General features: G+C 69.0%; 21 protein-coding genes and 1 pseudogene. 13 read left to right on the top strand and 9 right to left on the bottom strand.

What is annotated here, in order from left to right; all coding sequences use genetic code 11:
* Nucleotides 1-248 precede the first annotated feature (248 nt).
* A complete protein-coding gene (locus JK363_RS18070) occupies nt 249-1,163 on the bottom strand; it encodes a LysR family transcriptional regulator (protein WP_201875936.1) in 915 nt (304 codons plus the stop codon).
* Between the two features lie 167 nt (nt 1,164-1,330).
* Between JK363_RS18070 and JK363_RS18075 the strand changes: the two genes are divergently transcribed.
* Nucleotides 1,331-2,197: a DMT family transporter gene (locus JK363_RS18075; RefSeq protein WP_307821777.1), complete on the top strand. Its 867-nt coding sequence runs from the start codon at nt 1,331-1,333 to the stop codon at nt 2,195-2,197.
* Nucleotides 2,198-2,441: 244 nt separating this feature from the next.
* On the opposite strand, the gene JK363_RS18080 is transcribed toward JK363_RS18075, so the two are convergent.
* Complete coding sequence (locus tag JK363_RS18080) at nt 2,442-3,317, bottom strand: AMP-binding protein (RefSeq protein ID WP_201875938.1); 876 nt, start codon at nt 3,315-3,317, stop codon at nt 2,442-2,444.
* Between the two features lie 586 nt (nt 3,318-3,903).
* Between JK363_RS18080 and JK363_RS18085 the strand changes: the two genes are divergently transcribed.
* The 4 genes and pseudogenes from JK363_RS18085 (at nt 3,904) to JK363_RS18100 (ending at nt 8,980) form a co-directional block, all read left to right on the top strand.
* Nucleotides 3,904-4,113, top strand: a complete 210-nt coding sequence (locus tag JK363_RS18085) for a hypothetical protein (RefSeq protein ID WP_201875939.1) — start codon at nt 3,904-3,906, stop codon at nt 4,111-4,113.
* Nucleotides 4,106-5,587 carry a phytoene desaturase family protein gene (locus tag JK363_RS18090; protein ID WP_201875940.1) on the top strand — a complete coding sequence of 494 codons (1,482 nt, stop codon included), beginning with the start codon at nt 4,106-4,108 and terminating at the stop codon, nt 5,585-5,587. The genes JK363_RS18085 and JK363_RS18090 overlap by 8 nt, the downstream gene beginning before the upstream one ends.
* Before the next feature lie 18 nt (nt 5,588-5,605).
* Nucleotides 5,606-6,745, top strand: a complete 1,140-nt coding sequence (locus JK363_RS44230; RefSeq protein WP_201875941.1) for a 2Fe-2S iron-sulfur cluster-binding protein — start codon at nt 5,606-5,608, stop codon at nt 6,743-6,745.
* A gap of 181 nt (nt 6,746-6,926) precedes the next feature.
* Nucleotides 6,927-8,980: pseudogene (locus tag JK363_RS18100) on the top strand (oxidoreductase).
* A 510-nt stretch (nt 8,981-9,490) separates the two neighbouring features.
* Here JK363_RS18100 and JK363_RS18105 read toward each other — a convergent pair.
* Nucleotides 9,491-10,060 (bottom strand): PadR family transcriptional regulator, encoded by a 570-nt coding sequence (locus tag JK363_RS18105; protein ID WP_201875942.1) that lies wholly within the window; start codon nt 10,058-10,060, stop codon nt 9,491-9,493.
* A gap of 50 nt (nt 10,061-10,110) precedes the next feature.
* Here JK363_RS18105 and JK363_RS18110 point away from each other — a divergent pair, with 50 nt between their 5' ends.
* Complete coding sequence (locus tag JK363_RS18110) at nt 10,111-10,407, top strand: hypothetical protein (protein ID WP_201875943.1); 297 nt, start codon at nt 10,111-10,113, stop codon at nt 10,405-10,407.
* Between the two features lie 75 nt (nt 10,408-10,482).
* Nucleotides 10,483-11,781, top strand: coding sequence for a YhgE/Pip domain-containing protein (locus tag JK363_RS18115; protein WP_201875944.1), 1,299 nt, complete (start codon nt 10,483-10,485; stop codon nt 11,779-11,781).
* 280 nt (nt 11,782-12,061) lie between these two features.
* Here JK363_RS18115 and JK363_RS18120 read toward each other — a convergent pair whose 3' ends face one another.
* On the bottom strand, nt 12,062-12,634 hold the full coding sequence (locus JK363_RS18120; RefSeq protein ID WP_307821763.1) for an O-methyltransferase: 573 nt from the start codon (nt 12,632-12,634) through the stop codon (nt 12,062-12,064).
* A gap of 119 nt (nt 12,635-12,753) precedes the next feature.
* Nucleotides 12,754-14,673, bottom strand: coding sequence for a collagenase (locus JK363_RS18125; RefSeq protein WP_201876051.1), 1,920 nt, complete (start codon nt 14,671-14,673; stop codon nt 12,754-12,756).
* A gap of 412 nt (nt 14,674-15,085) precedes the next feature.
* On the opposite strand from JK363_RS18125, the gene JK363_RS18130 reads away from it, so the two are divergent.
* Nucleotides 15,086-16,423 (top strand): M64 family metallopeptidase, encoded by a 1,338-nt coding sequence (locus JK363_RS18130; protein WP_201875946.1) that lies wholly within the window; start codon nt 15,086-15,088, stop codon nt 16,421-16,423.
* A 249-nt stretch (nt 16,424-16,672) separates the two neighbouring features.
* Here the strand turns inward: JK363_RS18130 and JK363_RS18135 are convergent, their stop codons facing one another.
* A complete protein-coding gene (locus JK363_RS18135) occupies nt 16,673-17,533 on the bottom strand; it encodes an LLM class flavin-dependent oxidoreductase (protein WP_201875947.1) in 861 nt (286 codons plus the stop codon).
* 469 nt (nt 17,534-18,002) lie between these two features.
* On the opposite strand from JK363_RS18135, the gene JK363_RS18140 reads away from it, so the two are divergent.
* On the top strand, nt 18,003-18,911 hold the full coding sequence (locus JK363_RS18140) for an NADP-dependent oxidoreductase (protein WP_201875948.1): 909 nt from the start codon (nt 18,003-18,005) through the stop codon (nt 18,909-18,911).
* A 175-nt stretch (nt 18,912-19,086) separates the two neighbouring features.
* Nucleotides 19,087-20,040, top strand: a complete 954-nt coding sequence (locus JK363_RS18145; RefSeq protein WP_201875949.1) for an NAD(P)-dependent alcohol dehydrogenase — start codon at nt 19,087-19,089, stop codon at nt 20,038-20,040.
* Between the two features lie 209 nt (nt 20,041-20,249).
* Here JK363_RS18145 and JK363_RS18150 read toward each other — a convergent pair whose 3' ends face one another.
* The 3 genes from JK363_RS18150 to JK363_RS18160 form a co-directional block, all read right to left on the bottom strand.
* Entirely contained in the window at nt 20,250-21,065 is an 816-nt protein-coding gene (locus JK363_RS18150; protein WP_201875950.1) for a hypothetical protein, read from the bottom strand.
* A 348-nt stretch (nt 21,066-21,413) separates the two neighbouring features.
* A complete protein-coding gene (locus tag JK363_RS18155; RefSeq protein WP_201875951.1) occupies nt 21,414-21,893 on the bottom strand; it encodes an HIT family protein in 480 nt (159 codons plus the stop codon).
* Between the two features lie 108 nt (nt 21,894-22,001).
* Nucleotides 22,002-22,556, bottom strand: a complete 555-nt coding sequence (locus JK363_RS18160; protein WP_201875952.1) for a GlcG/HbpS family heme-binding protein — start codon at nt 22,554-22,556, stop codon at nt 22,002-22,004.
* 192 nt (nt 22,557-22,748) lie between these two features.
* Here JK363_RS18160 and JK363_RS18170 point away from each other — a divergent pair, with 192 nt between their 5' ends.
* The 3 genes from JK363_RS18170 (at nt 22,749) to JK363_RS18180 (ending at nt 25,455) form a co-directional block, all read left to right on the top strand.
* Nucleotides 22,749-24,179, top strand: coding sequence for a sensor histidine kinase (locus tag JK363_RS18170; RefSeq protein ID WP_372444806.1), 1,431 nt, complete (start codon nt 22,749-22,751; stop codon nt 24,177-24,179).
* Entirely contained in the window at nt 24,176-24,844 is a 669-nt protein-coding gene (locus tag JK363_RS18175) for a response regulator (protein ID WP_201875953.1), read from the top strand. Before JK363_RS18170 ends, JK363_RS18175 begins: the two co-directional genes overlap by 4 nt.
* A gap of 155 nt (nt 24,845-24,999) precedes the next feature.
* Nucleotides 25,000-25,455, top strand: coding sequence for a bacteriocin immunity protein (locus JK363_RS18180; RefSeq protein WP_307821764.1), 456 nt, complete (start codon nt 25,000-25,002; stop codon nt 25,453-25,455).
* Nucleotides 25,456-25,586 lie beyond the last annotated feature (131 nt).

Here is a 25,586-nt window from a genome sequence, read left to right on the forward strand (position 1 = left end):
TTGGGATCGGCCCCGCCGCGTGTGCGACCGGCTCGGCCGCATCCCGACCGTGACAGCGGCCGGTTCACCTCGTGGGGCGGTCTCGGAGACGCCCTCGTACATAAGGCGGTCGGCGGCAGGTGAGTGCGCGCGCCTTCAATCGGCCTCCGGACGACGGCCGTTACCGGCTGGTGGCATGGCTCGGCCAGGGCGGTTTGACGGCGTCGTCTCCGCCGGCGACCGCCTGCACGCGGGGAGGATCTCCCTCATCAAGGGGGAGCGCCCTGATCACATGGACGTGTCGCGTCCTTGAGGGACTCGAGGCAGGCACGGACCAGTGGCCCGGCGGCACGGGCTCTCCACGCGACTTTGATCTCTCTCCGAACGGTTGAGCCGCACTGAACGAAGCGGACACCGGCCGGCGCATCGGGTTGGACCATGGCCGGAATGAGCGCGGCAGCCAGGTTCGCTTCGACCAGTTTGAGCTGTGTGGCGTATTCGGCAACCGTGTAGCGGATGTCGGGTTCCAGCCCGTGGCTGCGGAGGAGCTGTACCAGGGACTCGTACGGTTCGGTTCCTGAGGGGCAACTGGTCCACGCCATACCGTCCAGCTGGTTCAACTCCACGCATCCGTACTCGGCCAGAGGGTGACGCGTGGACAGCGCGATGTCCACCGCTTCGCTGGCCAGGGTTTCCATGGCCAGGCCCTCGGGCAACTGGAGGGGCCTGCTCTGCCAGCTGTCGACGACCACCAGGTCGAGGTCGCCGGCCAGGAGGTCGGGCAGCATATCGACAACTTCCCCGTCGCGGACCGTGGGTGTCACGCGTGGATGGTCTCGCGCCAGTGTGGTCAACGCGGTGGTCAGCAGGGCGCGGATGGCGCTGCCGACGGCCCCGATGCGGAGCGGCCCGATGACTTCTGTCCGCAGGTCCAAGAGGTCTGATTCGGCTGCTGCGGCACACTGCACTATCTGGTTCGCGTGTGCCGCGAGTACACGACCGGCGTGAGTGAACCGGACGCTGCGGCCGTGAGGCTCGAGTAGCTGGTGACCGGTTTCCCGTTCCAGTTTGTTCAGCTGCTGCGACAGGGCTGACGGGGTGATGTGCAGTTCCCTGGCCGCGCTCGCAATGGACCCGTGGGCTGCGACGGCGGCCAATACACGCAGGCGATCCAAACCAAACACCCAAGCAACGCTACCGACTATCCGCAAGAAATGCGCGCTGTTCCTTATGGGTTGGCGCCTGCAAGCTGGATCTCATGAGCATTGAGGAGAAGCCGACATTCGCTGCGGATCCTGCCGCGAGGCCGACGCCGACGTCCTGGTACGGGAGCCTTCACCCGGGCATACTTGTGGCCGCCGGGGCGGTGTGTACCTCAGTGTCCGCCGCCTTCGTCAAACTGGCTCACACCAGCGCCGGCACTGCGGCGTTCTTCCGGTGCGCCCTTGCACTCATCGTTCTGGTTCCGATGGCGCTGGCCGACCGCCGTACGAGCGGGCCGCTCGCCCGGCGCTCCACATGGGCGTCCCTCGCGGCGGGTGTGCTTCTCGGTGTCGACTACGTGTTCTGGGCCGCGAGTATCCACAACGTGGGTGCCTCGGTCGCCACGGTACTGATCAACATTCAGGTTCTGGCGTTTCCCCTACTCGCCACGGTATTCGAGAAGACGACCCTGACCAGGCGGTTCCTACTGTCCGTTCCTGTGATGCTCACCGGCGTCGTGCTGGCCAGCGGAGCTACCAGCGCGGCGCACGAGCCCGGTGGTGACGCGGTCCACGGGCTCATGTTCGGCATCCTGGGAGGGCTTGCCTACGGCGGGTACCTCTACCTCATGCGTGCCGGCGGCGGGACCGGATCCGCGGTCGGCCCGGTGTGCCTCTCCACCGCCTCGGCAGCCGCGGTCGCCGCCGTGATGGGCGGCCTGTGGGGCGGGGTGGACCCCACACCCCCAGGGGGTGCTCTCGGTTGGCTGACCGCGCTCGCACTCATCGGACAGGTGCTCGCCTGGCTTCTGATCACAGCCGCGCTCCCGAAACTCCAGCCCTCGGCCAGTGCCACTCTCCTGCTTCTCCACCCGGCGCTGGCCATTCTTGTCGGGTTCGGCATCGGGGAGCGGCCCACCGCGGTGCAGTTGGCCGGTTGCGCGGTGGTGATCGGCACGGTGTGGTTCACCACACGGCAGGGTCCGCCGAAGGACCCGGCGCTCCGCAAGATGTAGAGGCACTGGGTGGTCGGCTGTGCCGAGGCGCCGGCCCGACTCCACGCAGCCACTCGTACTGACGACGCCGGCCTTCTTCCAGCCTGGTCCGGTCCCACCCGAGATGACATCGGCTCCTTCCTCAGGCTCGCTCGGACGCTCGGCTGTACGGTGCCATCCGCAGTGCGGACCGAGCTGGACGACCTGGTGCACCGCCTGACCCACCTGAGGCGGCTCTGTCGGCATAGAGGTTGGCTCAGGGAACTCATGCCGTCAGCTCCCTCTTCAGAATCTTCCCCGTCGCACTCACCGGCAGCGAGTCTCGGAACTCCACGATGCGCGGATACTTATACGCCGCGAACTGCGCCTTGCCCCAGGCGAGCAGTTCGCCTTCCGTGGTCTGATCACCAAGGGGTTCGCTGGACGATCGCCTGCCGCCGGCGAACGCGGTGTGCAACTGCACTGTTTGCCCGAACGAGTGAAACAGCGGGAGCGTGACGAGATGCCTGTCGGTCCCCTCGCCGCCGATGAAGCGGTGAACCGTGAGCGCATTCAGGAGCAGGTTGGCGTGGGTGAGCTCAGCGCCCTTCGGCTGACCCGTGGTCCCCGAGGTGTAGAGGATCACGGCGGTGTCAGTTGCCTCTGTCGCGACCGGTTCGTGGGACGGTTCCAGCCCGGCGAGGGCAGCGGAGAGCGTCTCTGCGCCCTGCACGCGTGATGCCGAACCGGGTTCGGCGGTGACCGTGAAGAAGTGATCGCAGCCATCGGCCCGCTCGAACGCCGCGGGCCCCTCGACGCCCGTGGGCAGGCCTGGGGTTCCCTCGAAACAGAAGTAGGCACGGGCGTCGCTGTCGCGCAGGTGGTAGGCGATCTCGCGCGCCTTGAGCAGCACGTTGAGCGGGACCACGACGGCTCCGGCCTTGAGGATGCCGTAGTAGATGATCGGGAACCACGGCAGGTTCGGACAGGTCAGCGCCACCTTGTCGCCGGGCTTGATCCCCCGGGACACCAGCAGGTTGGCGACCTGGTTGGCCGCCGCATCGACCTGCTGGTAGGTCAGCCGGGTCGGGCTCAGGACCACGGCTTCCCGATCTGGGGAGGAGCGGGCGGAGTCCTCCAGCAAGACGGACAGGTTCAACATCGGATGCGAACCTCCAGTACGACGTTGGACAGGGGGCAGGAGATGCGCAGGTCCACGTGGCCGAAGGGTTCGGCGAAGGCAGTGGCCTGGCCTTCCCGGCTTGGACCGCACGAGGCGGCGCGCCACTGTGGCGCCTGAGGGTCGGCCTGGAGCCGCACCGTCCCATCCGGGTGGCCGTTTGCACGCAAGGGACCCGGCGTCGCGGAAGAGCCAGTTCTTGGCGCGGTCCTGCTGGTGGCAGGCGAAGCCCTGCCGGGGCGGCCAGGCCCAGAGCCTTCGTGTGCGGCGTGGTGCTGGACCTCCACGATGGCTTCCCGATGTGCCTCAAGGCCACGCTGATCGATCGAGATTCTATTCAATTTATTGATTACATGCCGCTACGTTAGCCCCTGGCATCCCGGGAGTCCAGAGGCGCTCCCACGCATAGGGACGCCGGAGCACGCGCCAGTCAGGTCACCTTGGGACGCGAAGGCCAGGGGAAGGCCCCAAGGCCAGATACATCCCCGTCGAGGCTGGACAACCAGGACGCCACCCCCCTAGTCTTCGAAATGTCTATTCAAAAAATAGAGTACAGGCGAGGTAGCCCATGCGACCCTTCCGCAAGGCCGTCGAAAGCGGTGACTTGGACGCCGTGGCCGCCCTGTCGGCCGACGACGTCGGCTTCACCAGCCCGGTCGCCTTCAAGCCCGACGGCTTCACGGTGATGGTGCGCCCGCTCTCGGCCGCCCAGGCGCTCACCGAGGCGATGGGCGCCCGGTTCGACCAGATCTCCCGAGAGGCGGCCGGGAATGAGTGACTTCGACGCCGTGGTCATCGGCGCGGGCAACGCCGGGCTCACCGCCGCCACCACCCTGCAACACGCTGGGCTGCACACACTCCTGGTGGAACGCCACAACATCCCCGGCGGCTGCGCCACGTCCTTCCGGCGCGGGCGCTTCGAGTTCGAGGTGGCGCTGCACCAACTGTCCGGCGTGGGAACCGAAGACCAGCAGTACACGCTGCGCTCGATGTTCGACAGGCTCGGTGTCGGCGACACACTGGAGTTCGTCCAGGAACCCGACCTGTACAGGGCCGTGGTACCCGGCCAGTACGACGTGACCCTGCCCGCCGACTGGGCCGGCGCCGTAGACGCGCTGGAGGACGCCTTCCCCGGAAACCGCCGGCGCGTCGAACGGTTCTTCGCGCTCGTCAAGGACATCGTGCTCGGGTACATCGCCGTCATGCGCAAGACGCCCGCCGCCGACGTCGATCCCGTGTTCTTCCGCCGGGCGCTGCGCCCGTTCAAGGACGTCCTGGATGAGCACTTCGACGATCCCCGCATCACGTCGGCCCTCGGCGCGTACTGGCCCTACCTCGGGCCGCCGCCCTCCCGGCTCGCCTTCCAGGAGATGGCGCTGATGCTCTACGCCTACATCGAGTTCAAGCCCTGGCACATCAGGGGCGGCTCGCAGGCCATGTCGAGTGCGCTCCTCGACTCCTTCGTCGCGGCGGGAGGCCAGGCCCGCTTCAACACCGCGGTCGAGGCGATCCTGACCGAGCGCGGCCGTGTCGTGGGCGTCCGTTTCGACGACGGCCAGGAGGTGTCCGCCCGCGACGTAGTCTCCAACGCCTCGCTCCCCGTCACCTACGCGATGCTCGACGACGTCGTGCCGACGGCCGTACGGGACGACCTCGCCACGCGGCGCATCGGCGTCTCGGGCTTCGTCCTGCACATGGGGCTCGACGCCTCGCCCGCCGACCTCGGTTTCACCACCAGCACCACCTTCGTCAACACCGACATGGACGACGACCGCACCTACGCCTCGTGGCACTCACTGGAGCCCGCCCGTGGAATCTGCATCTCCTCCTACGACGTCGAGCCGATCGGCTTCGCCCCCGCGGGCGCAAACCACGTCAGCCTGATGACGCTGCAATACAGCGACGCCTGGGAGAAGGTCCCGCCCGCCGCGTACGCGCGCACCAAGTTCGCCTACGCCGAAACCCTGCTCGACCTGGTGGAGACGACCCTGCCCGGCATCCGGGACGCCATCGAGGAGGCCGACGTCGCCACCCCGCTGACCCACGCCCGCTATCTCGGTCACCCCAGCGGCGCGATCTACGGCTACGAACAGGACCGCACCCACAGCTGGCTGTTCCGCAACAGCGAACGCGAGACGCACGTGGCCGGCCTGCACCTTGCCGGCTCCTGGGCCGGCAGCGGCGGCTTCCAGCCCACGCTCGAAGCCGGTCACCGTGTCGCACAGCGTCTGCTGCGCGCCCGGGCCGCCTGACCCCACAGGGAGAACCCCGTGAAGCACCCCCTTGCCCCTCTCCTCGACGGCCACGACGCCATCCAGGCCGAGATAGACAGCCGCCCCGCCGACAGCACCGACCACGCCACCGGGCTCCGCCGCACACTCGACACGTACCACCCCAGGCGAGTCACCCTCACGGTCACCGAGGTCATCACGGAGACCGCCACCGCGGCCACCTTCCGGCTGCTCCGTCCCGACGGAGCGGACCTGCCGCCCTTCCTCGCCGGCCAGTACGTGGGCGTGTTCGCGAACGGCACCAACCGCCCCTACGCCCTTTCCTCCAGCCCGGCGCGCCTGGACCACTGGGACCTCACGGTCCGCCGGGTCCCCGGTGGCAGGATCAGCAACCACCTGATCGACACCCTCGCGGTCGGTGACACCCTCACCACGACCGGGCCGATGGGCGCCTTCCACCACAACCCCCTCTTCCACGGCGACGACGTCGTCTTCCTCGCCGGCGGCTCCGGCGTCGTCCCGGCCATGAGCATGATCCGCGACATCGTCGACCACGGACTCGACCGCCGCTTCCACCTGATCTACGGCTCCTGTACCGAGGACGACATCATCTTCCGCGACGAACTCAACGCCATCGCCACGGACCGCGATCCGAACATCCGGGTCGACCACGTCGTCACCGAGCCCGGCCCCGGCTGGACCGGGCCCACCGGGTTCCTGACCTCGTCCCTCATCAAGACACTCGCCGGACCGCTGGACGCACGCACGGTCTACGTGTGTGGCCCCCAGGCCCTCTACCCGTACGCCCTGCGGCAGCTCCTCGATCTCGGCCACCCACGCCGCCGCATCCGCTTCGAGGCCAACGGCGCCCCCGCCGATCCCACCCGCCAGGCGCACTGGCCCGCCAACGCGGCCCCCGACGGCGAAGTCACGGTGACCGCCGCCGGACGCTCGTTCCGCACCCGCAGAGGCCGCCCGCTCCTGGACGCCCTGGAGGACGAGGGCATCCGCCCGGGGGCGGCCTGCCGCTCGGGCGAATGCAGCCTGTGCCGCGTCCGCGTCCGCAAGGGCACCGTACACACCGCGGAGGAGGCCAAGCTGCGCATGTCCGACACCCGCCTCGGCTACACCCACTCCTGCGTCGCCTACCCGATCACTGACGTCGACCTCGACATCTGACCAGAAGGAGTTCGCCTGGGGCCGATCGTTCCGGGGGAGCCGCGGCGCCTCCGCCACGTCCGCGACCGCGTCTCGCGACAACTCGACCAAGGCGTCGACGCGTTCGCGCCAGCCCTCAGCGCGTCGGCGTCTGCCCGCCGACCACACCGGCGTCATCGCCGCCACACCGGAGTCTTTGATGATTCGAACCTACCCCCGTCTGCTGGAGCCCCTCGAACTGGGCTTCACCACCCTGCGCAACCGGGTCCTTATGGGATCCATGCACGTCGGCCTGGAGGAGGCACCCAACGGCTTCGAGCGGATGGCCGCGTTCTACGCCGAACGTGCCCGCGGCGGCGTCGGCCTGATCGTCACCGGCGGCATCGCCCCCAACGAAGCCGGCCGCCCCTACCCGGGCGGGGCCATGCTGACGACTGACGAGGAAGCGGCACAGCATCGTGTGATCACCGAGGCGGTCCATGCCGCGGGCGGAAAGATCGCGATGCAGATCCTCCACTTCGGCCGCTACGCCTACCACCCTGACCTGGTCGCGCCCAGCGCGGTACAGGCGCCGATCAGCCCCCACGTACCCCGGGCGCTGACCGACACCGAGGTCGAGCAGACCATCGAGGACTACGTCCGCTGCGCACTCCTGGCCCGGCAAGCCGGATACGACGGCGTCGAGGTGATGGGCTCCGAGGGCTACCTCATCAACGAGTTCATCGCCCGCCGCACCAACCAGCGCACCGACCGGTGGGGCGGGCCTTACGAGCACCGCATGCGATTCCCCGTCGAGATCGTCAGACGGATACGTCAGGCGGTGGGCGAGGAGTTCATCATCGTCTACCGGCTCTCGATGCTGGATCTGGTGTCGGACGGCTCGACCTTCGACGAGGTTGTCACCCTCGCCAAGGCGGTCGAGGTGGCCGGGGCAACCATCATCAACACCGGGATCGGCTGGCACGAGGCCCGCATTCCCACCATCGCCACCTCTGTGCCCCGCGCCGCCTACGCCTGGGTCACGAGGAAGCTGATGGGCCAGGTCTCGGTGCCGCTGGTGACCAGCAACCGGATCAACACACCGGAGAAGGCCGAGCAGCTCCTGACCGAGGGATACGCCGACATGGTCTCACTGGCCCGGCCACTCCTGGCCGATCCGGACTTCGTCGCCAAGGCAGCGGCCGGCACCCCCCAGGCGATCAACACCTGTATCGGCTGCAACCAGGCTTGCTTGGACCACACCTTCGCGCTGAAGATCACCTCCTGCCTGGTCAACCCCCGCGCCTGCCACGAGACCGAACTCGTCCTCTCCCCCACCCAGCACAGCAAGAACCTCGCCGTCGTCGGCGCCGGCCCGGCCGGGCTCGCCTTCGCCGTGAGCGCGGCTCAGCGCGGCCACACCGTCACACTCTTCGACGCCGCCGACGAGATCGGCGGCCAGCTCACCATCGCCCGCAAGGTGCCGGGCAAGCAGGAGTTCAACGAGACGCTGCGCTACTTCCGTCACCAGCTCGACGCGACCGGGGTCACGGTCCGCCTCAAGACCACGGTCATCGCCGACGACCTGGCCGCAGGCGGCTACGACGAGGTCATCCTTGCCACCGGCGTCATCCCGCGCATCCCCGACCTGCCGGGTGCCGACCACCCGACGGCCCTGGGCTACCTGGACGTGCTGCGCGACAACGCCCCTGTCGGCAGGCGTGTGGCGATCCTCGGCGCCGGCGGCATCGGCTTCGACGTGGCCGAGTTCCTCACCGACCCCGGCGAGAACGCCCACGACGTCGCCACCTTCCTCGCCACCTGGGGCGTCGACGCCGACCACCGCGGTGCCGGCGGACTCACCGCCCCCGCACGGTGCACCTACCCGCGCGAGGTGACCTTGCTTCAGCGCAAGACCACCAAGGTAGGCGCCGGCCTGGGCAAAACCACCGGCTGGATCCATCGCAGCGAGCTCAAGCACCGCGGCGTGGCCATGGTCGCCGGCGCCGTCTACGACCGCATCGACGACGAGGACCGCACTACCGGGTCGACGACACCAGCCGTGTCCTTGCCGTTGACAACGTCATCTTGTGCACCGGCCAGGAGCCCAACCGCGGACTGCACGACCAGCTCGTCGCACGCGGCATCACCGTGCACCTCATCGGCGGCGCCGATGAGGCAGCCGAACTCGACGCCAAGCGCGCTGTCGACCAGGGCACCCGCCTGGCACTGGCCCTGTCGGGCAAGACCCACATTCCATTCTCATCAGCGAGTTGATCGGAGATCCTTCCGTACCCCAGCAAGGCCACTACCGCCGCGGGCGATGTGCGCCGCCTTCACCTTCCCCGGCATCGGTCGCGTCGTCCCGCTCCGCGCGTCGGTCGTGCCCGCGCGTGGTGGACTTCAACGCCCGGCTCCACGCCGCCGAACGCCACGGCGTCGTCGTGCTCAACGTTTCCCGCGGCCGGTCACCACCGACCCGCGCCTGTGGAGGGCGAGCCGCCTCCACCTCACGCCGCTGCACGCCCGCATCGCGGCGGCAGCCGCCGATGCGCTCGCCCTGCCCGGCAGCGACAGCAGCTGGAGCGAGTCACGCCGCCACGCGCCTCCGACCGCTGCGGCGGTATGCCTGCCGAGAGGCGGCGTGGATCGGCACCTTCCTCGGACCGGCCCTGGATCCTGTGCGTCTGTGCGGACGCTCTTCCGGCGACGGCAGCGTCGCCAAGCCCCCGGAACTGCTCCCGGTGCGGGCACCGTGTGCCGCTGGCCCCGACGGCGACGCTGCTGTCAGGGCGCGATCTGCGCTGCGGCCCGCCGCTCCAGTACAGCCAGACCCTGCTCACACCAGCGCTGGTTCTCGCGCTCGAACGACAGACCGCGCATCAGCGTGAGGTAGGGGCCGACACGCTCGGCGGTGGCGAGGTACTCCTCCTCGAACCGGCCATCGAGCAATCGGGCGCGCTGGCGCTCGTAGCGGGCGATCTTGGCCTCCGCCCAGTTCATGCGCTCCCGCAGCGCGGCCCGCACAGCCTCCGCGTCGCCCGAGTCGACGGCCTGCACCTTCACCAGCAGCTCGTCGCGGATCGCGCTGGGCTTCGGGGGTTCGGCGGTGAACTCGTGAAGCGCGCGCCTACCAGCCTCGGTCAGCGAGAAGAGCCGCTTGTTCGGCCGCCGCTCCTGCTCCACAACCCGCGCCTGGACCAGGCCCGCCTCCTCCATGCGTTCCAACTCCCGGTAGAGCTGCTGCGGGGTGGCCATCCAAAAGTTCGCCGCCGCCGCGTCGAACCCCTTGGCCAGGTCGTATCCCGACGCCTCGCCCTCCAACAGCGTGGACATGATCGCGTTGCGCAGTGCCATACGCACAGCTTACCGCGTCGAGATACTGGCAACCTTGTATAGTCAAAAAAGTGACTATGCCTCCATGGGTGGAACCTCGCCGCCCGCGCACCGGTGCCGCTGCTCGACAGAGCCAGGTTCTTCGCTGCGCGGCGGAGGAGTTCGCCCGACGTGGCCCGGACGCCGTCACCGTCCACGTGATCACAGGCAAGACGGGCCAGGACTGGTCCTGGGCGGCACACGACGCGGATGTCGCCCGGCTGTGCCGGAGCCGTCTCGCCCAACTGCCCGGCGGCAAGCCGGCGGCCGCCCAGCTGCTGCTCACGGTCGCCCACACGGGAGTCCAGGCGCTCGACATCGGCCACTGAAACAGCGCAACACCGCCATAGACCCGAACGGCAACTCAACTATCCAGCCCTCCCCGTGATCCCACTGGAGCCACCATGCCTTCCCCTCGACCGTCCTCCGTGCTCCGCAGCCCACGGCTGTGGACCGTCTCGGGCCTCATCCTGGCCATCGCCACCGCCGCGTTCTCCCTGCTCTACGTCGGCGGCAACCTCGATCCCAAGGGCAACCTGCGCGACCTTCCCGTCGCACTGGTCAACGAGGACCAAAGCAACGGCGCACGAATGAACCTCGGCGACCAGATCGTCTCCGGAATCGACAAGGCCACCGCGGGCAACAACACGATCTCCTGGCAGCGGATGAACCGGCAGCAGGCTGACAAGCAACTGGGCCAGGGCAAGGTCTTCGGCGCCCTCGTCATACCGCAGAACTTCACCGCCGCCGTCACCCGGCTGACCAGCCCTGAACAAAGCCGGCCCTCCCGCCCGACCCTCACCGTGCTCACCAACCAGGCAGCCGGCAGCGTCGGCTCGGCCATGGCCGACCGGGCCGCCCAACAGGCCGCCCACACCGCCTCCACACAACTGGGCACGGAACTCCTCCACCACGCCCGCGCACAAGGCACCCACCTCGCCCCAGCCGCCGAACTCCTGCTCACCGACCCAGTGGCCGTGACGGTGGCCGACGGCCACCCGCTCGGCTCCCACAGCGGCATGGGGCTATCCGCCTTCTACTACTCACTCGTCCTGGTCGTGTGCGGGATGCTCGGCGCCAACCTGGTCAACTCCCAGGTCGACACCGCCCTCGGCTACCTTCACAGCGACATCGGGCCCTTCCGTCAGCGCATGCCGGTCCAGCACACCACCCGCGTGCGCACCCTGGCGACCAGCATCACGCTCATGGCCGGCCTAGCCATCGTCATGGGCTCCCTGGTCGAAGCCATAACCGTCAGCGTTCTCGGCATGGACGCCTCCCACCTCACCTTGCTGTGGCTCTACTCCGTGTCCACGATCGCGGTGGTGGGCATCAGCGGCCTCGCACTCCTCGCCGCCTTCGGCACCCCCGGCATGCTCCTGCTCACCATCGTCTTCATCGCCATGGCCGTCCCCACCTCCGGAGCAACCGTCCCCCTCCAAGCACTCCCCGACTTCTTCCGCGCCCTCGCCGTCTTCGAGCCGCTGCGGCAGATCACCGACGGCATGCGCTCCATCCTGTACTTCAACGCCCAAGCCGACGCCGGCCTCACACGCGCCTGGCTCGCCATGGCCATCGCCCTCGGCGCCGCCCTGCTCTTCGGCCTCGGCGTCACCCGGTTCTACGACCGTCGGGGCCTGCACCGCATCCCACCCCCCACGACGCCGGTCGGCGACACCCTCACACCCGCGACAACGCGCTAACAGCGGCCTCTCGGCGCCCCCCTTGGCCCGCCATCCTGGCACCAGTCCCTCCGGCCAGGACGCGTGCGCCATCGGGGCCCGCTGAGGGCCCCAGCGGCGGGCCGGGATTCGTTGTCCCTCGCCTTCGCCTCGTCCTTCACGGACTGGATCCTGAACGGCTCGAAGAATGCGCCGCGTCCACGGGCAGGTGATCAGGACCGGCCGCGAGGCGTACGGTCGCCTGCTCCCCCGACCTTTCCAGCGCATCAAGACCTGCAAGGAGTCCCCCGGGCCCCCATGGCTACAGGCGGCGTGCCCCAACAACCGCTGAACTGACCGGTGTTGTGAGGACCTCGGTAGCGTCCAGAGCCGGATGAGTGAGGTAGAACATCCGGAGCTCATCCACTTCGTCGCCGAAACGAGGCGGCCAATGGGGCGATGGGGTGAAGTCGTCCAGGATGAGAAGGCCACCGGGAGCAAGCAACTCGACGACCGCCTGGGGGTCGTCACGCTTGCCGCCGCCGTCGCAGAAGAAGACGTCGAAGGGGGCGTGCTGCTCAAGCAGCCGCCAGTCCCCGGTGAGAACGCTGACGCGGTTGTCGTCCGCGAAGACACTGGCCGCTCGACGGGCCAGCGCCTCGTCACGCTCTACGGTAACCAGGCGTGCGCCGGCGCCAAGGCCACTGTGCAGCCAGGCGGTGCCCACTCCCGAGCCGGTGCCGCTCTCAGCGATGACACCATGAGGCTTCGCGGCAGCGGCCATGCTGAGCAACCTGCCCACCTCAGGGATGCAGCTCTTCTTGAACCCCGCCTCGGAGGCGCCGCGTTCAGCGACCGCCACGCGGGGCGGGACCGCACGTTCTGCCATGATCACAGCCCTTCTTCACGGTGAATCATGACGCTATCCGCCTGCGGAGGCCTCCGCAGGGGTTTCCATGCCCTTCCTCCGATGGGGCTCCGGAGCCCCATCGGAGGAACGGACGGTCCGGCCGGTCAGGCCTTGGCACGTGCGGTGCTGCCACAGTCACCGGCGGAGCACTTGCTCAGCCAAGCGGCGAAGTCGGCGTCGTAGCGGTTGCCGATGGTGTTCGTGAGGAAGGCGCGGGCACCGGCCCAGTCGCCCGTGCGGTAGTGGCCGAGCAGCGTGTCCACGTCCTGCGGGTGGGACTGGAGCAGGTAGCGGACGGCCAGGTAGCCCCACGGATAGGTGCGGGTGGTGTTGGTGTTTTCGTAGGTGGTGTCGAAAAGGGTGCTGAGCGGGTAGGTGTTCCTGCCCGCCTCTTGGATCGCCTGGTCGTATGTGACATCGCGGTACGAGTAGGAGATGTACTCGGCGAAGCCCTCTACCCACATCACGGTCGGGGTGGTCTGTCCGGCCGCGAAGTCGCCGTACATGTCGAAGCGGCCGTCGAGGTAGTGGGTGTACTCGTGGTTGAGGTTCCAGATCTGGAACTTGTCACCGTCCGGCTGCTCGTAGGCGATGAAGTGCGGCACGTTCCCTTCCTTGGAGGGGTCGCCCTCCAGGTACATGCCGCCGTTGTTGGTGTCGATGCCGAAGATGACCCCGGCGAAGGTCTGGTAGTCGGTGGAGGAGTTGAAGACGTTCACTTCGATGCTGGTGTTGTTATCGTCCTTGACCGGCCCGTTGTCCTTGACCACCTTGTGGAAGAACTGGTCCTGGTTGAGCAGGCTCTCGCACGAGGCCGTGAACTCGGCATCGGTCATCTGCTGAGCGACGATTTGCAGGCTCGGACCACAGGTGTGCTTGGCCTTCAGGATCGCCTCGTACGCCCGCTTCTGGAGGTCGCAGGTGCCGTAGAAGGAGCACTTGTCCTTCGCATACTCATTGGTCATCTCGGCCACGCCGACCCACAGGGCGGCCGTCCGGCCGTTGAGGTCGCTGCGGTCGAGCAGCTCCTTGGCCAGCGGGCTGACGGTTTCCTTGAGCGAGTCGTGCTGGAGAAAACGGCCCATTTCCCGACCGGCGTTGTAGGTCAGATACGCCTTGTCCGTGCCGAGCAGATCGTCGTGGGCCACGGCGAAGTCGCGCAGTACGGTGAGCACGCTCGGGTCGGACTCCACCGCAGAGACGAACTCGGGCAGGTAATGCCCGCGAAACAGTATGCGGTAGGAGTTGTTGACGGCCGCGAGCATGCCCCAGATGGGGTCGTACGAGGAGTCGTAGCCCTTGAGCAGCCTCTTGACCACACTGTCGAGGTAGCGGACGTTCTCGCCGGCGCTGTCGATCAGGGTGACCGTCTCGGCCAGGGTCTCGCCGTTTGCCTCGGTGACGTCGAAGGCGTGGGAGGAGCCGAAGAAGGCGTCCAGACCGCCCTGGATGGCGCTCTTCAACGCGGGGCCGTAGGGGCCGACATCGTCGGGGTGACCGTACTGGACGTAGTAGCCGGCGCGCAGATACAGCACCACCTGGTGGGTCGAGGTGGTGTTGTCACCCGGGTAGTTGGAGCCGTTGGCGCGCAGCGCGTTCGCCACCGTGACCATCTGTTCCTCGCGGAACAGCGCCTTGGCGTCCTGACCAGTCACCGTAAACAGCGAGTTGACACAGTCGACTTCCGACTTCTTGATCTGCTCGACCAGGGCGTCGCCGGTCTTCGAGGTGAAGTCGGAGACGTTGCACGCCGCCTTGGGGCCCTTGCCCTTCGCCTTGCGGGGCGCGGGCTTGTCGCTGCTCAACGGGGCACGCCGGGAAGGGTCCTTGGTCGCCATGGCCTCGTGCTCGGCCTTGAGGTCGCGCAGGTCAGCGGCCGTGCGGGGGGTGGCGGCCTGCGGGGCGGGGCCCGAGTCCGGCTTGGGCTCCTTGACCTGAGGGGCGGCAGCGGTGGTGGCCGCGTTCCCCTGGCCGGGGTTGACGGCGACCAGGACGAGCCCCAGACAAATGACCAGGGCCGTCATCACGAACTGAGCGAGATGTTTCCGTGTGGGGGATCTGCGTATCAAGGTGGCCTCCGGGCCGGTCGGCAGCCGTGCGGGGCACGGCAGTGGGGGGTGTGCAGACCGTGGTACCAGCGGGAGTTCAAGCCTCCCCGACTGACATGCCCACGGGGAGTACGTGACATGTACCATTGCACATTTCACATGGCCCTGGAACCCCTGGTGCGCATACTCCTGTTGAGACGCGGAGATACTGATGTGTCGTCAACAGTCCTTCGAGACAAGCCCGTCCAGTCGCCGCCACCAACCTCGCCCCCCAAATGTCATATGTGACATGGCCATTGCCAAGCGCCCCGCGAGTCTCTACGTTGAATCAGGCCTTAACTCGGCTTAACCCCCCACTTGCACACCCCACTTCGGGAGGCGCACCCCCATGCGCAGACGCATATCCAGAATCGGCACGGCCACCCGCACGCACCAGATCCGTATCGCCCTGGCCACCGGCGTCACCGCCGCCGCGGCCCTTGCCGCCGCGGGCGGCGCGAACGCGGCCGACCCGCACCAGGCCGCGAGCCCCGAACCCATGCAGCGGGTCGAGTACTTCACCGGCCCGAACGGCCACCCCCGCCACACCGAGGTCCCGGCCTCCGCCCCGCTCTCCACGAAGGAGAGGTCGACGATCGAGGGCGACGGCGACGTCACCTCCATCGTGCAGAACGGACCGGTCGAGTCCAAGCTCGACGTGGTGTTCATCGGCGACGGCTACACCGCCGCCCAGCAGGAGGACTTCCACGCCGACGTGCGCGCCAAGTGGTCGAAGATCTCCGCCGTCGAGCCGTACGCCTCGTACAAGGACCTCTTCAACGTCTGGGCGGTCGATGCCGTCTCCCAGGACTCCGGAGTCTCCGGCGACCCGACGGCCGACGTCGTCAAGAACACCGCCCTCGGCTCGTCCTTCTTCTGCTCCAACACCGAGCGGCTGCTGTGCGTCGACACCAACAAGGTCGAGTCGTACGCGAGCAAGGCCGAAGACCCCGACCTCGTGATCGTCCTGGCCAACGCCACCAAGTACGGCGGCGCGGGCTACAACGACATCACCTCCCCTTCCGGCTACGACGGCATCGCCACCGCCTCCTCCGACCACCCCGACTCCGACCAGGTCGCCGTCCACGAGACCGGCCACTCGCTCGGCAAGCTCGCCGACGAGTACTGGTACGACGAGTCGAGCACCTACGAGGGCGATGAGCCCGGCGGGTCCAACCTCAGCACGCTGTCGGCCGCCGACATGGGCGCCCAGCAGACGAAGTGGTACCGCTGGCTCGGCCAGACCTCCCCGGACGGCGGGACCGTCGACGCGTACGAAGGCGGCGGCTACTACGCGCACGGCCTCAACCGCCCCACCGAGAACTCGATCATGCGCACGCTGGGCCGTGAGTTCAACCTGCCCGGACGCGAGGCGATGATCGCGGGCTTCCACCGGCACGCGCCCGTCCTCGCCGGTACCACTCCCACGGATCGCGCCCTCGGCAAAGACCAGCGCATCAGCGTCGAGGCGGCTCACGGCGTGCGACTGCGCTGGTCCGTCGACGGCCGTCCGGTGACGGTCGCGGCACGCGATGCCGGCCCTCCGACCCCGCGCGCCCTGGGTGTCCCCGCCGATGGCCGCACGCATACCGTCTCCGTACGCGCCACCGACCCAACGGACGCCGTGCGCGACCCCCGGTTGCGCGCGCTGCTGACGGAGACCAGCAGCTGGCGGGTCGCGCGCTGACCCACGGCAGGGCCATTCAGGGACGCCAGAGCGGCAGTTGAGCGCAACCGCGCCCGGTCCCGGGCTGGGTTCCCGGGCCGGGCGTGCTGCCGCACGCCGGGGAGGCAGGCCGACTGTCGCGCGGTGCGGTAATGCCTCTGGGCCACTGGATCCGTGGGCCGCAGGCGAGGGACAGGACGCACTCGGCCCAGACCACGCGTTGGGCGGCGAGGTGATGAAGACGCGAGTGATCAAACGGGTGACGAACTGTCAGAACTTCGGCGGGCCCTGTTCGATGCGCCGCAGCACGGGCGCGAGCCGATCGAGTTCGTCGCCGCCTTGGAACTGTCGTTCATCCCACCAGGTGGCACCAGCGTCGACGAGCGGCCCGATCACGTCGCGCGCCGTGGCCCTGTCGCCAGGGCTGACCCCGCCGAGGACGACCTCGAAGGGGCCCCGCTGCTGGTCGCTCCGGTGCCGACGAACGTAGGCGACCAGCTCACGGACCTCGTCAACAGGCGGGACGTGCCCATGTCTGGCGGAGGTGAACAACGGGACCACGCCGTCCCAGCGGGCGGCCCGGCGCATCGGCCGGTGGTGCGGCCAGAATCCGGCGATCCAGACCGGCGGCCGGGGACGCTGCACCGTGGCCGGCAACAGCGTTACATCCCGGACCTCGTAGTGCCTGCCGTGATGGTTAACGGGCTCACCCGACCAGAAGCGCTCTAGCAGTTCCAGGCCTTCGTCCAGCCGCTCGGCGAGCACAACAGGGTCGGTCGTCTCACCGAAGCTCCCGTACTCGTCCTCGATCGGGCCGCCCAGCCCTGCCCCGAAGATCACCCGCCCGTCGCTGAGGGCGTCCAAGGTCGCGACCTGCCGGGCGAGTTGCTGCGGGCGACGCCGTGCGATGGGGGTGACCAGTGTGCCCAGCCCGATCCGTGAGGTCCCGAGCGCCGCCGCGGTGAGCAGCATCCACGGATCGCCGAACGGCCGGCGGTGGCGTCGGTGCACCACGTGGTCCCAGACGAACAGCGCATCCCACCCCGCCTCCTCGGCTGCCGAGGCCACCGTCGCGACCGTCCTGACATCGGCGAAATCCCCGAAGTTGGGAATGTTGATGGAGAAGCGCATCCCTGCATAGTGCTGGACGGCATATGGCGCAGCAAGCGGACAAAGGAGGCAGAGCGATCACTACGGGGGCGCGCTGCAGCGTGCCTGACTGCATGACTGTCCGTTGAGGGACGCAAGGGGGAGTGTGCGCGGCACGGTGGCACTCGACGGCTTCGTCGATCTGGATGCCCGAGGGCTCCGGCAGTCCGTCCGTTCAGGGCCATGTGGCGGCCGGCACCGCGATGCGGATGGCTCGGCTTGGCGTAGTCACCCAGGTCAAAGCCTTCCAGGATCAAGGTGCACAGGAGCGCGACCCCCTGGAGCCAGCGGCGATGGAGGGATTGCCGCAGGGATCCCACCCGACCCACGAATCATACAGTACGCGTGATTGAAGCCACAACATCAATCATCCAGTGCGTGTGATACAAAGAAATCACACGCACTGGATGATTCATGCGATGTGCGGTTCCCTCCCCTCAGGAAGTGCCTTATGTCCACTGCAATCACCTTCTCCGAGTACGGCGGCCCCGAAGTCCTCACCCTGTCCCAGGTCGCCACCCCCGAACCGAACCCCGGTCAGGTCCGCGTCCGTGTCCGTGCGGCCGCCGTCAACCCGATCGACGTGCGCATTCGCGCCGGGATGATGCGGGGTGTCTTCCCGGTCGACTTCCCGATGGTCCCGGGCTGGGACGTGGCCGGGGTCGTCGACAAGGTGGGCGAGGGCGCCACCGCCTCGGTCGGCGACGAGGTCTTCGGCGTCGCCCCCGACGGCGGCTACAGCCAGTACGCCCTGCTCGACCGGCCCTTCTCCAAGCCCGAGGAGCTGTCGTTCGAGACCGCGGCCGCGATGGTCACGGTCGGTGAGGCCGCCTACCGGGCGATCGAGCACCTCGGCGTGCGGCCGGGGCAGACACTGCTGATCCACGGCGCGGGCGGCAGTGTCGGCGCCATCGCGGTGCAGCTCGCCACCGCCCGCGGAATCACCGTGATCGGCACCACCGCCGAGCCGGACATCAAGCGGGTCAACGGCCTCGGCGCCACCGCCGTGCGATATGGCGAGGGCTGGGCGGAGCGGGTCGGGGCCGCCGCCCCGGACGGCGTGGACTTCGTGTTCGATGCCTCCGGCGCGGGTGTCCTCGCCGACTCCGTCACGCTGGTCGGCGACGCGGGCAAGGTCATCACCATCGCCGATCCGTCCTACGCCGAGCACGGCGTGCGGTTCACCGGCATGGACCCGGCCGACCGCTTCCCCGAGGCCCTGCCGCAGCTGGCCGACCTGATCGCCGCCGGCAAGCTCGACGTCCCCGTCTGGCGGTCCTATCCGCTCGCCGAGGCCGCCCAGGCTCACGCCGACATCGAAGCCCACCGCAACCAGGGCAAGGCCGTCCTCCTCCCCTGACCCGGGGCGCCACTTCGCCCGAGCCCATCGAGCGAGGCGTACGCGGCGCCGCGCCCACCGCGCCACTCCACTGGCGACAGGCGACAGGCGACTGCGACGCCGACTGAAGCAGTCGCCTGAGCCGACCCCACCACCCCTCACCGCCGTGACCAGCAACTACCGATAGGAACGTGACATGAAGGCCGCACAGATCACCGGCTACGGGGCACCAGATGTCCTCCAGATCAACGAGGTTGACCGCCCCGCCCCCGCCGCGGGTGAGGTCCTGGTATCGGTCGAGGCGTCAAGCGTGAACGGACTCGACACGATCGTTCGCGCGGGAGGACTGCGGATCGTGACCGGACGCAGGTTTCCGATCGGTGTGGGTCTGGACTTCGCCGGTGTTGTCGCCGCAAAAGGTGCCGACGTGCGTCAGTACCAGGTTGGAGACCGAGTATGGGGCACGGTGCACCCACTCAAGCGGCACACCGTCGCTGGAGCTGCCGAATACGTCGTGGTCCCCGCAGACCGCGTCGGGCTCGCACCGGCGGACATCTCGCCGGTGGAGGCAGCCTCCCTGGTCGTCGCGGGAACAACAGCGCTGAGCGCACTACGGGACACACTGCACCTCGCCAGCGGTGAACGCCTCCTGGTACGTGGCGCCGCCGGCGGAGTCGGGACAGCCGCCGTGCAACTCGCCCATGCGATGGGTGGACACGTCACCGCGCTGTCCCGGGGCCGCCATGCCGGGGCACTGCGTGAGCTGGGAGCTGACGAGGTCTTCGACTACACCACCACCACGGCGGATCAACTCGGCCCGTTCGATGCCATCCTGGACACGGTCGGATCGGAACTGCACGGCTACCGGCGTCGGCTGACCCGCGAAGGCAGGATGGCCACCATCGCGCTGTCGGCATCCTCCGTGGCCGCGATCGCCGCGTCGAGTGTGCACGGCGTCCGCCGCATCCGCACGTTGAGCTCCAACCCGGATACCGTCGTGCTGCGTGACCTGGCCACGTACGTGACCTCTGGTGGACTGCGCCCCGTGATGGACAGCGTGTATCCGCTGGCAGACATCGCCGCGGCGCATCAGGCATTCGAGCGGGGCGGTGTAGTCGGCAAGCAGGTGGTAGCCGTGTCCGGGAAGTGACCAAGAAACCGGCTCTGAGAAGTCATCTCAATTGGTGTCGAGGAAGCGCCGAAACCCGGACAGCAACTCCACGATCGGCTCCTCGGATCAGGCCAAGGATGCCCGTCCGGCGGCTCGCCGGACGGGCATCCCGCACGGACGACGGCCCAGCCCCCAGCCGACAGGCGCACGAGGCGGACCACGGATGGCTGTTCAGGGGCAGGCGTTGATCACTGCTGGCGGGTTCTGGATTGCGGGTTTGCGTCACGCCATCCTTGCCGAAGGAGGCGGTCCACCGCTTGCTCGAGCATGGTTCGCCCCTCCCCTGGATGCCACCAAAACGACCAGTTGACGTCGATCGTCATCTCGATGAACTCGTCGTACTCGAGCCCGTCCGGGTACACCGTGCCCGAGGACTTGTTCACCCTCAGCAGGAACGGATACCACACACTGGGCTCGGCCACGGTCACCCAGGTGCGGCCGTGCATGTGTTCATGAGGGACCAGAACGCGACGCAGCTTGTTGTCGTGGTCGTCGATGCGCAGTTCATCGTTCTCGATGTGCCGGTCGGGTGCGGGCAGCCGGGCCCAGGTGTGGTCCACGCGCATCTCTGACCACGCCAGGCGCTTGCCTTCGGGCACCTCACACGGGTCGTCGAGGACGCGGTCGACCGCGGTGAGCATCGACTGCTCGTCCAGTGTTGGTGTCTCCATGAGGTTCGGGTCCCCATGAAGTGAGCGGGCGTCAGGCGACGACTGCGACGTCTTCAGCAACCAGTTCCATCGCGGCGGGTTGCTGTCGGCCGGCCAGCCGTACTCGTCCACCCAGTTTCTGGTCACGCCGAACGTCATGGGCCTGATGAGCCCCTCGCACAGCTCGGCCAGCGCTCGGACAGCGCGGTGAGCGGTTGTTCGCTCCAGCACGATCGGATTCCGGTCGGGCATGGATTCCCACTGGAATCCGCACTCCAGCACGATCGTCTGGCTGTCGTTGAAGATGTAGTGCTCGGTCGGCTCTGGCGGCCCCGACACCCCGACGTCTCGCATAGACGTCGATTATGCGGTGGAGAACAGCTTCAACGAATCTCAACGCTGAAAGGCCGCACGCGGCACCCGACCAGACGTCTAACCGCACCGACGGGATGCCCCTCGTCGACGAGTACGGCGTTCCGGCCGCCGTCTTCTTCCGCGCCGGGTGCCGCAACTGCGGTGCCACGTACGGCAAGCCATGGTGCCGGACCGGCAGCACCCCTGTCCCCCGACGACGCCGCCGCCGCCGCCGACCCGAGGAACAACAGAACACCGCTGAGCGGTAGCGCCAAATCCGCTCCTGGGCCCGCCGATCGTAAGACCGGCGGGCCCAGGGTCACGGAGCCAGGGACGGCGCGCGGCGGGTCATGCCATCGAACGCAACCGATCCAGTTCGCTCCCGATCGCATCCCGCAGCACATCATGCTGCGGTCCGAGCCTGAACCGCTCATCACTCCACCGGTCACGCGGATACCGCCACACCGGCGCGCCCACCAGCTCGGGCGGCTCCCATGCGAACCGCGGCCAGACGTGGGCATGCAGGAACGGGTCCTTGTTCCCCAGGATTTCCAGGTTGACCCGGCGGAAATCGGGGTCCAGGCGCCGACAGGCCCGCTCAACCGCTTCTCCGAGTCGGTCCATGTCGGACAGAAACGACAGCCGCTTGGCCTTCGGCAGGTCAGACAGCCTCTCAACGCTGGGGTCGTCGACGAGCAGAACCGAGTAGCCCGGCAGGAACTGAACGTCGCCGATCCCGGCGAAACCGGATTCGAGCCGTCGCAGCACGGTCGGGTTCTCACCGCGCAGAGCAGCCCCGATTCGATCTGTTCGCCAGTCACCTGTCATGGCCCGAACCTACCCCGACGGGATCACGGCTCGCCCTTCGCTCTCTCCGTGCTCGTCCTGGACCAACCCCGCGCGGAGTGCGGCGGATTGAGGCTCGGACGTCAGCGGTCAGTCGGAGACGGCCGCCACGCCCGCCCGGGCGTACTTCTCGTCCAGGTCACCGCTCGGTGCCCCGGCGACACCGATGCCCGCGATGGGGGCGTCGGCCGCCTTGACCGGGGCGCCGCCTCCCAGGAAGAGGGTGCCGGGTATGTCCTTGAGCTGCGGTGCCGTCTCCAGGCGCTTGACCAGCTCGGAGGTCGGGGCGTTCCAGGAGACGGCGGTGAACGCCTTCCGCTCGGCCGAGGCGTACGACTGCGGGCCCGCGCCGTCGCCACGCAGCGTGACCACCGTGTTGCCGTTGCGGTCGACCACCGCGACGGACACCTTCTGGCCGTCCTTCTCCGCGGCGTGCAGGGCTGCCTGCGCGGCGCGGGTGGCGGCGTCGGCCGACAGGTGCGTGGACCGGGTCAGATCCGTGTCGCGCGCCTCGGCCCGCGCCGGGACGGCCTGGGGGGCGGCCGGGGCGGCGGTGGCGGAGACGGCGCCGAACGCGGTCGCGCCGACCAGCGCGGTGGCGGCGGCCCCGGTCAGCACGCGGGCACGCGGGGACAACTTCTTCATCGGGGACTCCTTGGGCTCGGTACCGGGCGGTGGCTCGGTACGAGGGGTCGGTACGGGCGGAACCGGTCCGCCGGGCTCCATCTTCGAAGCGGGGCGGGGTCCGGGGCATCGGCGTACCGGCTGTCCCGACCGTGCATGATTGGGGGACACCGGTAGCCGATCGGTTGATGCGGGACGCTCCCGGCCCGGGTTATGACTGCTGGGAGCCCTGGCAAGGAGACGTACGTGCACAGCAAGAGACCCCCGGCACCGGATCCGGACGCCCGCTGGCTGGGCCCGGTCATGCATACGGCGTTCTTCCTGCTGCTGGGAGCCTCACTGGCGCGCTTCCTGCTCCGGCACCCCGGAGAGCCCCGTACGCCGTGGGTCATCGCGCTCGGCGCGGCGCTGCTGACGCTGTACGCGCTGGGGCCGGTCCTCGGCCCGCGGCCGACGGATCGCGGGCCGCACGGCGGGCTCGCCCGGTCCGGTTCCGCCCCGCTCCGGTATCCGTCGTTCCGAACCCCGTGGCCCTGGCCCTGGCCCTCATCGTCCCGAACCCCGTCGCCCCGGGAGCCGTCGCTCCCGGATGCGTCGTCGTCCCTCTCCCTGTCGCCCGCCGGGCGGACACCGCTCCTGGGCCGGTTCGGCGCGATCGTCGTGATCTGGGTGGTCCTGGTGCTGCTCGCGCCGAGCTTCGCCTGGTGCGCCGTCCCGCTGTTCTACACCGGACTGCGCACCCTGCCCGTGCGGGCGGCCCTGCTGCTCGTCGCGCTCCTGACGGCGTTCATCGTCGCCGCCCAACTGCGGCTCGCGGGCGGCTTCGATCCCTATCTGCTGCTGGCCCCGCCCGCCGTGGCCGCCATCGCCACGGCGGTCTTTCTGCACATGGAGCGGCAGGCCGCCCGGCAGCGCGCGCTGATCGACGACCTGATCCGTACCCGTGAGGAGCTGGCCGCCACCGAGCGGCGCGAGGGGACGCTCACCGAGCGACAGCGGCTGTCCATGGAGATCCACGACACCCTGGCGCAGGGGCTGTCCAGCCAGCAGATGCTGCTCCAGGCCGCCGACCGCACCTGGGCCGACGACTCGGAGACCGCGCGCCGCCACGTCCGTACGGCCGCCGAGATCGCCGCCCGCAACCTGGCCGAGGCACGCCGTTTTGTGCATGACCTGGCTCCGGCGGAGCTGGCGGGCGGTGTGCCACTGCACGAGGCGCTGCGGCTGCTCGCCACGCGCGAGCAGGACCCCGGACTGGAGGTCCGATTCCATCTCGACGGCGACCCGGCCCCGCTGCCGGACCGGGTGCAGTCCGCGCTGCTGCGCATCGCCCAGGGCGCGTTGGCCAACATCCGCGAGCACTCCGGCGCGGGGACCGCCGCCGTGACGCTGAGCTTCCTGGGCGATCAGGTGGTGCTCGACATTGCCGACGACGGACGGGGCTTCGACGCGGCCGCCGGCGTGCCTCGGCCGGTCGCCGAGACCCTCCCGGCCGGGGCAGTGCGCCACGTCGCGGGCCGGGGGCACGGTCTGCCCGCGATGCGCGCCCGTGCGGCCCAGCTCGGCGGCGCTCTCACCATCGAATCCGCGCCCGGCGAGGGCACCGTCCTGTCCGCCGCCGTCCCCCTGGAGACCGCCCCATGACCGCCTCCCCCTCGGACACCTGCCCGACGGCCCCGTCCGGCCCCGTCCGGATCCTGCTCTGCGACGACCACGCCGTGGTACGCGCGGGGCTGCGGGCCCTGCTCGGCAGCGCGCCCGGGATCGAGGTCGTCGGCGAGGCCGGTCACGGCGAGGAGGCGGTCACCATGGCCGCCGTCCTGCGGCCCGACGTCGTCCTGATGGACCTTCAGCTCGGTGCCGGGATCAACGGCATCGAGGCCACTCGCAGGATCGCCGCGGCCGGGCCCGGTGCCCCGCACGTCCTGGTGCTCACCACCTACGACACGGACGCCGACATCACCCGCGCCATCGAGGCCGGGGCCACCGGCTATCTGCTCAAGGCCGAGCGCCCCGAGGAGTTGTTCGCCGCGATCCGGGCCGCCGCCGCGGGCCGTACGGCGCTGTCCCCGCCGGTCGCCCACCGGGTCATGGCGCAGATGCGGCGGCCGCGCCCCACCCTCACCGACCGGGAGCTCGACATCCTCGGCCAGCTCGCCCGCGGGCTGGGCAACCGGGAGATCGCCCGTGCCCTGTTCATCAGCGACGCCACGGTCAAGACCCATCTGGGCCGGATCTACAGCAAGTTGGGAGTGGACACCCGCGCGGGCGCGGTGGCGGTCGCCAAGGAACAGCGGCTGCTGCCGTGACCCTGCGCCGGACGCGGGACAGGAGCATGTCGACGGCGGGCGGCCGCCGTACTTGCCCTTGGCCACTGCGACCTCGTGCCCACACCTGTCACCGCTGACCCGTGCGCTGAGGGCCCTGCTCCGGTGTGTCGGCGTCGGTGGACATAATTCGGGCCGTGGACCTGAGACCGGAGCTGCTGCCCCCGACGGTGAGCCAACAACACCTCGAGGAGCTGAGCTGCGAGATCGATCGGATCGCTGATCTGGTGGCGAGCCGTTCCACGGCCGCTGACGAGGCGATCCGGGCCTTCAACGCGAGGACGGGCCACGACTATGTGGCGCTCGACTTCGTCGAGAACTACGGCAGCAGGGATGTTGAGGAGTTCGCCAAGGAGGCCGCCAGACCCGCTCGGCCCCGGGTTGCGGAAATCTCGCGGGACGAACTCGTCGAGATCGTCCGCAGAGTCCTGATTGCGTCCCCGGAGAGCGACTACTACCTGCGGCTCCTCGAAATGAACGTGTCCCATCCCCGGGTCAGTGACCTGATCTTCCATCGCTCGGACGACTTCCAGGACCCATCTGCGGAGGAGATCGTCGATGAAGCCCTGAGGTACCAGCCGTTCGCGCTCTGAGGTGCGACGCGTCGGCCGGGCGGCACTGTGCCATCACGCCTGCCGGCAGTGCCTGCGCAGAGCCGCACCTCCACCGCCCGTTGCAGGGACCCGGGCAAAGACCTCGGCGGTCTGCGCCATGGACAACTCGT

The sequence above is a fragment of the Streptomyces coffeae genome (assembly GCF_016741875.1).
Taxonomy (GTDB): domain Bacteria; phylum Actinomycetota; class Actinomycetes; order Streptomycetales; family Streptomycetaceae; genus Streptomyces; species Streptomyces coffeae.

Coding starts and splice junctions, on each gene's coding strand:
- JK363_RS18080 (WP_201875938.1), bottom strand. CDS start 3,317: ATGTTGAACCTGTCCGTCTTGCTGGAGGACTCCGCCCGCTCCTCCCCA.
- JK363_RS18085 (WP_201875939.1), top strand. CDS start 3,904: ATGCGACCCTTCCGCAAGGCCGTCGAAAGCGGTGACTTGGACGCCGTG.
- JK363_RS18090 (WP_201875940.1), top strand. CDS start 4,106: ATGAGTGACTTCGACGCCGTGGTCATCGGCGCGGGCAACGCCGGGCTC.
- JK363_RS18105 (WP_201875942.1), bottom strand. CDS start 10,060: ATGGCACTGCGCAACGCGATCATGTCCACGCTGTTGGAGGGCGAGGCG.
- JK363_RS18115 (WP_201875944.1), top strand. CDS start 10,483: ATGCCTTCCCCTCGACCGTCCTCCGTGCTCCGCAGCCCACGGCTGTGG.
- JK363_RS18125 (WP_201876051.1), bottom strand. CDS start 14,673: ATGACGGCCCTGGTCATTTGTCTGGGGCTCGTCCTGGTCGCCGTCAAC.
- JK363_RS18130 (WP_201875946.1), top strand. CDS start 15,086: ATGCGCAGACGCATATCCAGAATCGGCACGGCCACCCGCACGCACCAG.
- JK363_RS18135 (WP_201875947.1), bottom strand. CDS start 17,533: ATGCGCTTCTCCATCAACATTCCCAACTTCGGGGATTTCGCCGATGTC.
- JK363_RS18140 (WP_201875948.1), top strand. CDS start 18,003: ATGTCCACTGCAATCACCTTCTCCGAGTACGGCGGCCCCGAAGTCCTC.
- JK363_RS18145 (WP_201875949.1), top strand. CDS start 19,087: ATGAAGGCCGCACAGATCACCGGCTACGGGGCACCAGATGTCCTCCAG.
- JK363_RS18150 (WP_201875950.1), bottom strand. CDS start 21,065: ATGCGAGACGTCGGGGTGTCGGGGCCGCCAGAGCCGACCGAGCACTAC.
- JK363_RS18155 (WP_201875951.1), bottom strand. CDS start 21,893: ATGACAGGTGACTGGCGAACAGATCGAATCGGGGCTGCTCTGCGCGGT.
- JK363_RS18160 (WP_201875952.1), bottom strand. CDS start 22,556: ATGAAGAAGTTGTCCCCGCGTGCCCGCGTGCTGACCGGGGCCGCCGCC.
- JK363_RS18170 (WP_372444806.1), top strand. CDS start 22,749: ATGACTGCTGGGAGCCCTGGCAAGGAGACGTACGTGCACAGCAAGAGA.
- JK363_RS18175 (WP_201875953.1), top strand. CDS start 24,176: ATGACCGCCTCCCCCTCGGACACCTGCCCGACGGCCCCGTCCGGCCCC.